The 12,606-nt window shown below is 65.7% G+C and carries 13 protein-coding genes; 2 read left to right on the forward strand and 11 right to left on the reverse strand.

Translation table 11 applies throughout. The features are described from left to right. Positions 1 to 111 precede the first annotated feature (111 nt). The 4 genes from dnaG to ACIGKQ_RS01440 form a co-directional block, all read right to left on the reverse strand. On the reverse strand, positions 112 to 2,043 hold the full coding sequence (dnaG, locus tag ACIGKQ_RS01425) for a DNA primase (protein WP_396572032.1): 1,932 nt from the start codon (positions 2,041 to 2,043) through the stop codon (positions 112 to 114). 50 nt (positions 2,044 to 2,093) lie between these two features. Next, positions 2,094 to 3,377: a deoxyguanosinetriphosphate triphosphohydrolase gene (locus ACIGKQ_RS01430; RefSeq protein ID WP_372512447.1), complete on the reverse strand. Its 1,284-nt coding sequence runs from the start codon at positions 3,375 to 3,377 to the stop codon at positions 2,094 to 2,096. Positions 3,378 to 3,387: 10 nt separating this feature from the next. Then, the gene (locus ACIGKQ_RS01435) at positions 3,388 to 3,834 is read right to left on the reverse strand and encodes a cold-shock protein (RefSeq protein ID WP_266062894.1); all 447 of its coding nucleotides are present in this window, start codon (positions 3,832 to 3,834) and stop codon (positions 3,388 to 3,390) included. 168 nt (positions 3,835 to 4,002) lie between these two features. After that, positions 4,003 to 5,391, reverse strand: coding sequence for a glycine--tRNA ligase (locus ACIGKQ_RS01440; protein WP_266062893.1), 1,389 nt, complete (start codon positions 5,389 to 5,391; stop codon positions 4,003 to 4,005). A gap of 172 nt (positions 5,392 to 5,563) precedes the next feature. On the opposite strand from ACIGKQ_RS01440, the gene ACIGKQ_RS01445 reads away from it, so the two are divergent. After that, positions 5,564 to 5,941, forward strand: coding sequence for a helix-turn-helix transcriptional regulator (locus ACIGKQ_RS01445; RefSeq protein WP_235722685.1), 378 nt, complete (start codon positions 5,564 to 5,566; stop codon positions 5,939 to 5,941). After that, entirely contained in the window at positions 5,938 to 6,354 is a 417-nt protein-coding gene (locus tag ACIGKQ_RS01450) for a Fur family transcriptional regulator (RefSeq protein ID WP_235722684.1), read from the forward strand. The genes ACIGKQ_RS01445 and ACIGKQ_RS01450 overlap by 4 nt, the downstream gene beginning before the upstream one ends. Here ACIGKQ_RS01450 and ACIGKQ_RS01455 read toward each other — a convergent pair. Genes ACIGKQ_RS01455 through ACIGKQ_RS01485 form a run of 7 tightly spaced genes read right to left on the reverse strand, consistent with a single transcriptional unit; the run spans position 6,351 to position 12,606 of the window. After that, entirely contained in the window at positions 6,351 to 6,761 is a 411-nt protein-coding gene (locus ACIGKQ_RS01455; protein ID WP_266062891.1) for a hypothetical protein, read from the reverse strand. The genes ACIGKQ_RS01450 and ACIGKQ_RS01455 overlap by 4 nt on opposite strands. Next, the gene (locus tag ACIGKQ_RS01460) at positions 6,758 to 7,588 is read right to left on the reverse strand and encodes an isoprenyl transferase (RefSeq protein ID WP_235722682.1); all 831 of its coding nucleotides are present in this window, start codon (positions 7,586 to 7,588) and stop codon (positions 6,758 to 6,760) included. The genes ACIGKQ_RS01455 and ACIGKQ_RS01460 overlap by 4 nt, the downstream gene beginning before the upstream one ends. A 13-nt stretch (positions 7,589 to 7,601) precedes the next feature. Further along, complete coding sequence (recO, locus tag ACIGKQ_RS01465; protein WP_235722681.1) at positions 7,602 to 8,360, reverse strand: DNA repair protein RecO; 759 nt, start codon at positions 8,358 to 8,360, stop codon at positions 7,602 to 7,604. Positions 8,361 to 8,408: 48 nt separating this feature from the next. Further along, positions 8,409 to 9,896: a YhgE/Pip domain-containing protein gene (locus tag ACIGKQ_RS01470; RefSeq protein WP_235722680.1), complete on the reverse strand. Its 1,488-nt coding sequence runs from the start codon at positions 9,894 to 9,896 to the stop codon at positions 8,409 to 8,411. A gap of 3 nt (positions 9,897 to 9,899) precedes the next feature. Then, positions 9,900 to 10,823: a GTPase Era gene (gene era / locus ACIGKQ_RS01475; protein WP_235722678.1), complete on the reverse strand. Its 924-nt coding sequence runs from the start codon at positions 10,821 to 10,823 to the stop codon at positions 9,900 to 9,902. Then, a complete protein-coding gene (locus ACIGKQ_RS01480) occupies positions 10,823 to 11,179 on the reverse strand; it encodes a cytidine deaminase (RefSeq protein ID WP_235722677.1) in 357 nt (118 codons plus the stop codon). Before ACIGKQ_RS01480 ends, era begins: the two co-directional genes overlap by 1 nt. Then, positions 11,176 to 12,606: a hemolysin family protein gene (locus ACIGKQ_RS01485; protein ID WP_266062888.1), complete on the reverse strand. Its 1,431-nt coding sequence runs from the start codon at positions 12,604 to 12,606 to the stop codon at positions 11,176 to 11,178. The genes ACIGKQ_RS01480 and ACIGKQ_RS01485 overlap by 4 nt, the downstream gene beginning before the upstream one ends.

The raw sequence follows: 12,606 nt of genomic DNA on the forward strand, positions 1-12,606 counted from the left end.
TGCACCTTCAACGCCGACGACCCGCACCGGCCACTTTTCCCCGAGCAGCTCCGCCCGGGCGCGAGGAACGCGACCGCCGCGTGATGACCCGCGGCAACCTGACCGAACAAGTCACCCGACTCCGGTGTCGGGATCGACGGCCTGCTCGAGCAGACTGCGCCGGTAGGCCTCCAAGGCCACCAGGTCCCCGAACACTGCGTTGTAGCCATCCGGGTCCTCGCCCGGCGCCATCCGACGCAGCCGCGACTTGATGTCGGCGATCTGGGCTCCGACCCAGACCTCCTGCAGCCGCGCCAACACGCTGCTGATGTACCGGGAGATGTTGTCCTCGGTGACCGGCATCGACTCCACGGCGAGTTCGGTCACCAACGGACCGAGAACCGGATCGTCGATGCCGTTGTGCACCGCATCCACCCACTCGGCGCCGCCCATACCGGCCGACGTGCCACCGAGCGCGGACATCGCCGTTCGAATCGAGGCATATGCGGGTTCGGTGAAACACTGCACCGGCAGCGAATCGAAGACGGTCCCGGCGACGGCCGGGTATTGCAGTGCCGCCTTGAGCGCTTCGCGCTGCGGCCACAAACGCGGGTCGGCGGCCAGCGGTCGCGCGGTGGGCGGCGTCGATGCCGCCTCCGGTCGCTGGCGCCGGATGGAGGTGACCTGCCCCGAACGCCCGCTGTTGCGCGCTGCGCCGCCCGTCGCCCGGGCGTATCGCACGCCCTCCTCACGTACCCGTCCGAGCACCTGGGCCACGTCCTCCCAGCCCACCCAGCCGGCAAGCTGCCGCGCGTACTCATCGCGCAGGGCGACGTCCTTGATCCGCGCGACGACCGGAACCGTCTCGCGCAATGCGTGCACGCGACCCTCTGCGGTGTCGAGATCATGACTGCCCAACAAGGCCTTGATCGCGAACTCGAACATCGGTACCCGCCGAGCGACCAGATCACGCACCGCTGCGTCACCACGTTCCTGCCGGAGTTCGCAGGGGTCCATCCCCTCGGGCGCCACCGCCACGAACGTCTGTCCGGCGATACTCTGCTCGCCTTCGAAAGCTTTGAGCGCCGCGGCCTTTCCGGCTTCGTCACCGTCGAAGGTATAGATCACCTCACCGCGAAAATACGAGTCATCCATCATCAACCGTCGCAACAGCGCCAGATGGTCCTCACCGAATGCGGTCCCACACGAGGCCACCGCGGTGGTCACGCCCGCGAGATGCATCGCCATCACATCGGTGTAGCCCTCGACGATCACCACCTGGTGCCCCTTGGCGATGTTCTTCTTCGCGTGGTCGAGCCCGAACAACACCTGAGACTTCTTGTACAGCATGGTCTCCGGGGTGTTCATGTACTTGCCGAGGTTGTCATCGGAGAACAACTTGCGCGCCCCGAAGCCGATGATGTCGCCGCCGAGATTGCGGATCGGCCACAGCAGTCGGCGATGGAACCGGTCGATGGGCCCTTTCCGCCCCTGCTTGGACAGCCCGGCGGCTTCGAGTTCGCTGAATTCGAAGCCCTGGGACAGCAGCGCCTTCGTCATGGTGTCCCAACCGGCCGGCGCATATCCGCAACCGAACGTCGCAGCGGTGGCGGCGTCGAAGTTCCGTTCGGTCAGGTAGTCGCGGGCGGGTTGCGCCTCCGGCGACTGAAGTTGTTGTGCGTAGAACTTCTGGGCGGCGGCATTGGCCGCCACCAGGCGTGCTCGGGTTCCGCGGTCACGGATGATCGCGGTGCCGCCGCCCTCGTAATGGATCTGGTAACCGATGCGATCGGCAAGCTGCTGCACCGCCTCGACGAATGAGATGTGCTCCTGCTTCTGCAGGAAGCTGTAGACGTCGCCGCCCTCTCCACAGCCGAAACAGTGGAAGTGTCCGTGATTCGGCCGAACGTGGAACGACGGGGACTTCTCATCGTGGAACGGGCACAGCCCCTTCAAGCTGTCGGCCCCGGCCCGGCGCAGCGCCACGTAATCACCGACGATCTCCTCGATGCGTGTCTGCTCACGGATCGCCGTGATGTCACGATCGGGAATTCGGCCTGGCACGCCGACCAGTGTAGTGAGTGCACGCCGCGTCGCCGCAGCCCTACTCACACTCAGCCGAGGTGTGCCTGAGCTCCCGAGTTCTGCCGGTCCGAACGTTCGAGCCTGCCCTCGGTCATCGACGCGATCTGATCAACGATGACCCGCAGCCGCGCAGCGTCATCGGAGGCGTCCTGCCAGAACGGCACGAAGATCGGGTCGAGCCCACCGGGGGCGGCGGCGGTCAACCAGTCCGCAACGCGATGGATTCGTTCGCGCTGGCGCCGCTGGGTGGCCTTGTGTCGTTCGTTGGAGAAGATGAACCGCAGCGCAAGTGTCTTCAAGATGGCGACCTCGGCCGCCACCAGCGGCGAGACGGTGAGGTCAGCGTCATAGCGCGACACCGACCGGTCCCCGACCATCGCGCGGGTGCCGGTGATCGCCGCCGACGCGAACCGGCCGATCAGTTCGCTGGTGAGCCGCTTCAACGTGACCGCGCTGTCGAGGCTCCCGTCGTAACCACCGGCGGCCATGACGATCTCCATCCGGGACAACCGCTGGGCGGCGTCGATGAGTGCGCCCGCCTCGAGGCCCTCGAACTCCTTGACGCCGATGTCGGCCAAGGCACGTTGATCGATGGGATCGGCCAGCGTGCGGAGGTCGATCCGATCGGCGATGACCCCGTCCTCGAGGTCGTGCACGGAGTAGGCGACGTCGTCGGACCAGTCCATCACCTGGGCTTCGATACACTGCCGGCCCGCCGCGGCGCCGTTGCGAATCCAGTCCAGCGCCGACGCGTCGTCGTCGTAGGCGCCAAACTTCACTGCCGGCGGCCGGCGCGTCCAGGGGTACTTCAGGGTGGCGTCCAGCGACGCCCGGGTCAGATTGAGTCCCGCACTGCGACCGTTCGCGTCGAGCAACTTCGGTTCCAGCCGAGTGAGGATCCGCAGATTCTGCGCGTTGCCCTCGAATCCACCGATCTCGGCAGCGACCTCGTTGAGAGCACGTTCGCCGTTGTGACCGTACGGCGGATGCCCGATGTCGTGGGCCAGACCGGCCAGTTCCACCAGGTCCGGTTCGCAGCCCAGTCCGATCGCGATGCCGCGGCCGATCTGACCGACCTCGAGCGAGTGAGTGAGTCTGGTACGCGGGGTGTCGCCTTCCCGCGGTCCGACGACCTGCGTCTTGTCGGCGAGACGACGCAGCGCGGCGCAATGCAGCACCCGCGCACGGTCCCGCGCGAAGTCGCTGCGATGATCCGTGCGGGTACCGGGCAGACTCGCGACCTTCGGCGCTTCCGGCACGAATCGCTCGACGGCCTCGTCACCGTAGTCGGCCGTGAGCGGAATGGCAGACACGCTGGTCGAGCTAGTCAAGCACCCAGCCCCGGGCGACCGCGAAGTCGGTGATGCGCTGGCGGATCGCCACGATCTGTCCGGCGGTCAGGTCGTCGGAGGAGTCGAGCAGCAACTCCGTGATCTCTTCGGTGAAAGCCGACGCGTCGAGCGAACCCCGTGACCGCCGCGGACGCTCGCCACCGTGCGAACGTCCGTGGTCGTGTGTCTCACGTCGATGCGGACGGCCGGCGGGAGCCTCGTCGGCAGGTGCGGCCTCGGTGACGGCCACGTTGACCGCCTTGGAACCCCGGTCGGTCTCCTCGACGTCGAACTCCACCTTGGCACCGGGTTTGAGCGCCGTCTCGTCGATGTCAATGTCGTTGATGTGCAAAAAGACGTCGGCGCCACCCGACTCCGGCGCGAGAAACCCAAATCCCCGATTTGCGTCGTAGTGCACGACCTTGCCGCTGACGGTCACCGCTTCACTCGCTCTCCTCGTCGCACCACAGTCCGAACCCCGTGCCCGGGCGTGCGACGACAACTCCATCCACAACTATGACAGATATCCGCAGGTCGCACTGGACGCGCCCTTCGTGACGACCCTCCGCAAGCTCCGGGTCTCAACAGGGATCGGGTGTCACGAAGGTCAGGAACCGAGCAGCTTGCCACCGAGGTACTCCACGACCTTGTCCAGAGCCACCCGCTCCTGACTCATGGTGTCGCGCTCCCGCACGGTCACCGCCTGGTCGTCGAGGGTGTCGAAGTCCACGGTCACACAGAACGGCGTACCGATCTCGTCCTGGCGGCGGTAACGCTTGCCGATACCCTGCGCGTCGTCGAACTCGACGTTCCAGTGCTTGCGCAGTTCCGCGGCAAGGTCCTTCGCCTTGGGGGACAGCTTCTCGTTGCGCGACAGCGGCAGCACCGCCACCTTCACCGGGGCCAGACGACGGTCGAGTTTCAGCACGGTCCGGGTGTCGATGCCGCCCTTGGCGTTCGGCACCTCCTCCTCGGTGTAGGCGTCACACAGGAACGCCATCAGCGAGCGGGTCAAACCGGCCGCCGGCTCGATGACGAACGGGGTGTAGCGCTCACCCGAGGCCTGATCGAAGAACGACAGGTCCTCACCGGAATGCTTGCTGTGGGTCGACAGGTCGAAGTCGGTGCGGTTGGCGACACCTTCGAGTTCACCCCACGGGTTACCGGAGAAACCGAATTTGTACTCGACATCGACGGTGCGCTTCGAGTAGTGCGACAGCTTGTCTTTCGGATGCTCGAACAACCGCAGGTTCTCCGGGTCGATGCCCAGATCCACGTACCAGTTGAACCGATGGTCGATCCAATACTGGTGCCAGTCCTCGTCCTCGCCGGGCTTGACGAAGAATTCCATCTCCATCTGCTCGAACTCCCGGGTCCGGAAGATGAAGTTGCCCGGCGTGATCTCGTTGCGGAAGCTCTTGCCGATCTGCGCGATGCCGAACGGGGGCTTCTTACGCGCCGTGGTCATCACGTTCTTGAAGTTCACGAAGATGCCCTGCGCGGTCTCCGGACGCAGGTAGTGCAGGCCCTCTTCGTCGTCGACGGGGCCGAGGAACGTCTTGAGCAGGCCGCTGAACGCGCGCGGCTCGGTCCACTTGCCCGGCTGGCCGGTGTCGGGATCGTTGATGTCGGCCAGACCGTTGGCTGGTGGGTGGCCGTGCTTGATCTCGTAGGCCTCGAGCAGATGATCGGCGCGGTAGCGCTTGTGGGTGTGCAGCGATTCGACGAGCGGATCGGTGAAGACCTCGACGTGGCCCGAGGCCTCCCAGACCTGGCGGGGCAGGATGACCGACGAGTCGAGGCCGACCACGTCCTCGCGACCGGTCACCATTGTGCGCCACCACTGGCGTTTGATGTTGTCCTTGATCTCGACGCCGAGCGGTCCGTAATCCCACGCGGAGCGGGTTCCGCCGTAGATCTCACCGCAGGGGTAGACCAGACCTCGACGCTTGGCGAGGTTGACGACGGCTTCAACGCGGTTGGACTGGGCGGCCACGGTTAACTGATCTCCAACGATTCGGTGTTCTCGGGATGACGCCACCGGCTCGGCATCATGTCACAGGAACACCATGTCGAAACGGCAACCCTTACAGGGTAGCCACACCGGTATCTGTTGTCGGAATCCACTCCACCGCCAAATGAAAACCACTTCCTTTAGGATGGGGGCGATGGGTTCACCAGAACGAGATTGCGCTCCCGGCGCCGACGCGCGTACTGCGGGTCCGGCGGCATACGAAGCTGCCAGCGACCTGCTTCGCGCGCTGGCCTCGCCCACTAGGGTCGCCATCGTGTTGCTACTGCGGGAGCGTCCGCAATGTGTGCACGAGGTGGTGGGCGCCTTGTCGTTGAGTCAGCCGTTGGTCAGTCAGCATCTCCGTGTGCTCAAGGATGCCGGCGTGGTGCGCGGCAATCGCAGCGGCCGGGAGATCGTCTACGAGCTGGTCGACGACCACCTCGCCCACATCGTCACCGACGCCCTGACCCACGCGATGGAGCCGTCGTCGCGGATCGAACCCGCATCCGGAGATGGCGAGGTGTCCCGGTGACCGCACGAACCGACCGGCCCGTCACCGGCGTCCGATCGACTCGCCAGCGCGCCGCCATCGCGGATGCGCTGGCCGCGGGCGACGACTTCGTCTCCGCGCAGGAACTCCATGAGCAACTCAAGGCCCGGGGCGAGTCAATCGGACTGACCACCGTGTATCGCAACCTGCAGGCGCTCAGCCAGGCCGGTCAGATCGATGTGCTGTGGGACGGCTCCGGCGAGATGCGTTATCGCCACTGCTCGTCGGGACATCATCATCACCTGGTGTGCCGTCGTTGCGGCACCACGGTGGAGGTTCAGGCCGAACCGGTCGAACAATGGGCAGCCAAGGTCGCCGCCGAGCACGGGTTCACCGAGATCAACCACACCGTGGAGGTCTTCGGCTACTGCGCCGACTGTCAGCGGTCACACTAGCCCGAGAGCTGCTGTGCCGCATCAGCTCCCGCCGACAACACCATATGCAGCACGGTCAGCAACGGCATGTCGTCGAGCGATCCGGCCGGGAAAGTGTAGTACTGCAGAACATCGGTGGTCACCCCTTCGGGATCCGATCGACGCAGCGCACCGAAACTCAGCTGCGCATCACAAGTCTCGACGTCGTCGCGCAGCGCGTCGGTGTTGGGGAGGTCCAATGCGACCAGCTGGGTGACGGTCAGCACTTCGAGGCCGGCGGCCAGCTCCAGCGCCCTGATCGAGGCACGAGTCGAACCCACCTGCACAACAACCGAATCGGCGTCGACGGTGACGACCTCACCGAACTCCGCAACCAGCGCCGCAACGCGGGACGGCCACGTCGATCGCGGCGCCGAGAGTTCGGTCATGTCGACATCACCCCGCCGAACCGCCGATCCCGCTTGGCATATTCGACGCAGGCCGCCCAGAGGTCACGACGATCGAAATCAGGAAAGAGCTTGTCCTGGTAGACCATCTCCGCATACGCGGACTGCCACAGCAGGAAATTGGAGGTCCGCTTCTCCCCTGATGGCCGCAGGAAAAGGTCGACGTCGGGCATGTCCGGCTCGTCGAGGTACTTGGCAAAGGACGCCTCGGTAATGCGTTCAGGGTCGATCTCGCCGGCGGCCGCCCGTCGGGCGATCTCCTTGGCTGCGTCCGCGATCTCGGCCCGGCCACCGTAGTTGACGCACATCGTCAGCGTCATCACGGTGTTGTTCCGCGTCATCTCTTCGGCGACCTCGAGCTCACGGATCACGCTGCGCCACAACCGTGGTCGCCGGCCCGCCCAGCGGACCCGGACACCCATCTCGTTCATCTCGTCGCGCCGCCGACGGATCACGTCACGGTTGAACCCCATCAGGAATCGCACCTCGTCAGGACTACGCGACCAGTTCTCGGTGGAGAACGCGTATGCCGACAACCAGGACACGCCGAGCTCGATGCACCCGCACACAGTGTCCATCAGCACGGCCTCACCGCGCTTGTGCCCCTCCGTGCGGGGCAGACCACGCTCCTGCGCCCAGCGACCGTTGCCGTCCATCACCAGGGCGACATGCTTCGGAATCAGCTCCGACGGCAATTCCGGTGGCGTCGCCCCACTGGGGTGTGCATCCGGTGGACGCACTCCGGCATCTGCCGATCGGGTGACGGCCGGTCGGACCTTCCCGGATCGCGAACCGGGTCGTAACGCCATCGCCCGTCTCCTCTCACGCGGTGTCCACCAGCCTATGGGGTGCTTCACGTTCGATCAGTGGCAGGGTTCGCAACTGTCGTTCCAGATGCCACTGCAGATGTGCCGCGGTCAGTCCGGTGGCCTGCCGCTGCAACGACGAACTGACGTCCACGGTGTGTTCCCACTGGCCACGGAAGAGCGCATCCATCAGATCCAGTACGCCCGGCGACGGAGTCGCCGAACCGGGAGGGCGGCAATGGATGCACACCGCTCCCCCGGCCGCCACGTGAAACGCACGGTGCGGTCCCGGCTGGGCACAGCGGGCACAGACGTCGAGGGTGGGCATCCAGCCCGCGCAATGCATGGCCCGCAGGAGGTAGGCGTCCAGGATGAGTTCGTTGGGTCGCCTACGTTCGGCCAGCGCGTCGAGCGCACCGACAGTCAGCCGGTGCAGTTGTGCGGCCGGTGCACGTTCCTCACCAGCGAGCCGTTCCGCGGTCTCCAGAACCGCACATGCGGTGGTGTAGCGGCTGTAATCGGCCACGAGCGCGTCGGCGTACGCGTGCAGCGTGTGCACCTGGGTGACCACATCGAGTGAGCGTCCTGGATACAGGTGCACATCGACGTGGGCGAAGGGTTCGAGCCGGGCGCCGAACTTGGATCGGGTACGTCGCACACCTTTGGCCACCGCACGCACCAGGCCGTGTTCCTGGGTGAGCATCGTGATGATGCGGTCGGCTTCGCCCAGCTTGTGCTGGCGCAGCACCACGGCCTCATCCCGGTAGAACCTCACCCGATCATTCTTCCACCGTGCACCGACGATGACCGTCGCGACATGCGCTCAGTCCGGGTCGGCGCGCCTGCGCTCGGGCGCCACGCCGGCCACGTGCGCGGGTGACGGCGTGGTGATGGTGGCCGGCCCGCCCCCGTCGACGAACCGTGCCAGACGCGATGGCAACGTCATCCCGCCGGGGAACCGGTGCCAGCCCTTGCGGTCGTAGAGCTTGGTCCCGCCCAAACCCAACGCCACACCGACCAGCAGCCCGACCAGGCACTGGATCACCGATCGCCCCAGTCCGGCATCGAAGTCGGCATCGAAATAAAGGATCGCGCGGCAGCCCAGGTACACCAGATGCATCGGTTCGATCGCGGCGATCCAGGCGAACAGTCGCGGACTGGCCTCCAATGGCACGGTGCCTCCCGACGAGGGCAGTCCGAGGATCACGAAGAAGATCAGGTTGAGGATCAGACCCGGGTTTCCGAAGACCGCCATCATCGAACTCGCCGAGATGCCGACGGCGCTGATCACCAGCACCGAGAACATCCACAGCGAGAACGCGTTGGGCAGCGACGTACCCACCGCGGTGCAGACCGCGATGTAGAGCGCGGACTGGATCACCGCGACGAAGACCATGATGGTCCACTTGGTGGCAAGGGTGCCCCATCTCGAGATCGCCAACCGTTGTCGCAACTGGTAGAACGGCCCGTACTCGATCGGGGTCTGGCCGAGGATGCCGTCGACCACCACGCTGACCATCATCGCCCCGGTGAAACCGGCCAAGATCAGCAGCAACGTGTAGTAGAACGCCGACAACCCGTTACCCGAGCCGTCGGGCAGCGGAGTCGGTTCGATGACCCGCACGTCGACGGGGTTGGCCAGCGCCAGTTGTGCGGCCCCGGAGAAGGGCACGTCAGCGGCCACCAACGTTTGCCGCACCGTCTCCACCAACCGCTCGCCGACCTGTTGATTGACCTGCGCCGACATCTCGTCGGCGAACGTGGTGGTGACGGCCGACGCGAAGGTGCCCGAACCACGGTTGATGAACACGTCGATGGCCATCGGTGCAGGTTTGGCCTGCAGAACCGCCGACCGCCCCAATGCGACGGCGCGGTTGGTGAAGTTGGGCCCGATCACCACGACGCCGTAGGTCTTGCCGGAATTGAGTTCGCCCAGCGCGGTGACGCGGTCGGTGCGCTCGACGGCGATTCCACTCGCGGCCGCGGCCGAGACCACGCCGTCGGCGACCTCGTTGCCGAAGTTCTGGGTGCTGGTGCTGCCGTCGGGGTTGTCGACCTCACCGCCACGATCTTCGTTGACCAGCGCGATCGGGAAATCGTGCAGATTTTTCTGCGGATCGGCGACCGCGCCCATGTAGAGCGCGGCCATCAGGGACATGATCACCACCACCAGAACCAGCGGTGCGAGCCAGAACCGTGGTGAGCGCAGGACTTCGGCGATGGTGCTGCCGGCCTCCGCCTCGTGCTGTTCGGGCAAAACGTCATCAACCGGCGCGCCTGCGGTGTCGTCGGCACTCTCGTGACGCCCCATCGGCTAGAAACCCATCCGACCGAGCTGCTTGGGGTCGCGCTGCCAGTCCTTGGCGACCTTCACATGCAAGTCGAGGTACACCTTGGTGCCCAGTAGTTTCTCGATCTGTGCCCGGGCGACGGTACCGACCTCTTTGAGACGCGACCCCCGATGGCCGATGATGATCCCCTTCTGACTGTCACGTTCGACGTAAAGGATGGCGTGCACATCGACCATCGTCGGTCCGTCGGACTCTGCGGTGGCGTCGTCGGTGTCGCGCGGGATGATCTCCTCGATGACGACCGCCAGCGAATGGGGCAGCTCGTCACGCACCCCTTCGAGCGCCGCCTCGCGGATGAACTCCGCCATCAGCACTTCCTCGGGCTCGTCGGTGAGCTCGCCATCGGGGTAGAACGCCGGCCCGGGCTCCATCAGGCTCACCAGCACATCGGTCAGCACGTCGAGCTGTTTGCCGGATCTGGCCGACACCGGCACCACCTCGGAGTCGGGCCCGAGTAATTCGGACAACGCGATGAGCTGGGCGGCGATCTTGTCTGGGGTGACGCGGTCGATCTTGGTGACCACACCGAGCACGGTGGTGCGGGGCGCCATCTGCCGCACCTGGGACAGAATCCACCGATCACCAGGGCCGATGGCCTCGTCGGCGGGCACACACACGCCGATCACATCGACTTCGGAGTAGGTGTCGCGGACGAGGTCGTTGAGTCGCTGGCCCAGCAGTGTCCGCGGACGGTGCAGTCCGGGTGTGTCCACCAGGATGAGCTGCGCGTCGTCGCGGTTCACGATGCCGCGGATGGTGTGCCGGGTGGTCTGCGGCCGGTTGGAGGTGATCGCGATCTTCTCACCGACCAAGGCGTTCGTCAGGGTGGACTTGCCGGTGTTCGGCCGGCCGACGAAACAGACGAACCCCGACCGGAATTCGGCCATCAGACCGAACCCACCCGGTCGATCGGCGCACCCTTCAGGTCGGTCAGCACCGCGTAGGCGTCGGCGCTGATCTCGACCAGGGTGGCCATCCCCGGATCGTCGGCCGCGCCGTTGATGAGTACGGCCGCCTCAAAGGCACGCGCTCCCGAGGACAGCGCGGTCGCGATCGCCACCTGCAGTCCGGACAGTTCCAGGGAGTTAGTGCTGACCGGCGCACCGGCGTAGGTGCGCCCATCGCCGTCACGGACGGCTGCCGCCGTACTCGTCTCGGCGCGGGCAAGTGCTCCCCGGGCGAGCACGACGAGTTTATGGTCCTCGTCGGAGAGGTCGGTGTTCTCACCCGGGGCTGTGCTCACGTTCTGTCCTCGCTGCTGTTGGTGTGCTTGGTGCGTTCGCCGCGCGATCGCTGCGACGACCCTCGGCTGGACATGGAGTATTCCCCACCTCGATCCCGATCGGCCACCTCATCATCGGGAATGTCGCTGTCATGGTGCTCACCGCGGCCAGATCGGGTGTCGTCGGTCTCGGGCTCATCCATGCGGGTGACCAGCACGGTGATGATGCGCTGACGCCCTCGACGGTTCGGGCCACCCTCGGCGACCAAAAGCAGTCCGTGCGACTCCACCCGCGCCCCGGGCAGTGGGACACGACCGAGTTCGAGGCCGAGGAGACCGCCGACGGTTTCCACCTCGTCGTCGTCGATATCGATGTCGAACAACTCGCCTAGATCTTCCACCGGCAGCCGGGCCGACACCCGCACCGCATCGTCGTCGAGTTCCTCGACCGGTGCGACCTCGTCCGTGTCGTACTCGTCGGTGATCTCGCCGACGATCTCCTCCAGGACATCCTCGATGGTGACCAGACCCGCGATGCCGCCGTACTCGTCGACCAACAAAGCCATGTGATTGCGGGTGCGCTGCATGTCGGCGAGAACCTTGTCCAGCGGTTTGGAGTCGGGAATGAACTCGGCATCGCGCATCACCTCGTGTACCCGCGCCGTCGTCGAGGATTCGCCTGACACCAAGTCCTTCAGATACACCACCCCGACGATGTCGTCGGGGTTCTCGCCGATCACCGGGATACGGGAGTGACCGGACCGCACCGCCAGACTCATCGCCTGTGCCGCCGTCTTGTCCTGCTCGATCCAGATCATCTCCGGACGCGGCACCATCACCTCGCGGGCGTTGGTGTCGCCGAGGTCGAAGACCGACTGGATCATCCGGCGTTCATCGGCTGCCACCACGCCACTGGCCTCGGCGAGGTCGACGACTTCCCGCAGTTCCACCTCGGTGGCGAATGGTCCGTTGCGGAAGCCCTTGCCCGGGGTGATCGCATTACCGATCAGGATCAGCAGCCGGGTCAGCGGTTTGAGTAGCAACCCGATGGCCTGCAGCACGATCGCCGAACCCAGCGAGATGGTGTACGCATGCTGGCGGCCGAGGGTGCGTGGACCGACACCGACGGCCACGTACAGCACCACCGCCATGCCGAGAATCGCGGCGAACAGTCCCCATCCCACGCCGAGCCAGTCGGTCAAGGCAAGTGCGATGAACGCGACCGAGGCCGTTTCGCAGGTGACGCGCAGCAGCACCGCCAGACCGACGTAGGTGCCCCTGCTCTGGAGCACGGTCGCCAATCGGACGGCACCGGCGCGCTGTTCTTTCATCATGTCTTCGACACGGGCTATCGAGACCGTCGACAGGGCGGCATCCATGGCGGCGAAGATCCCGCCGAACAAGAGCAGCACGATCGCGGCCACGACGAAGATGACGTCGTCAGGCAC

This window comes from Gordonia sp. NPDC062954 (genome assembly GCF_044543825.1).
In the GTDB taxonomy this organism is placed as follows: domain Bacteria; phylum Actinomycetota; class Actinomycetes; order Mycobacteriales; family Mycobacteriaceae; genus Gordonia; species Gordonia tangerina.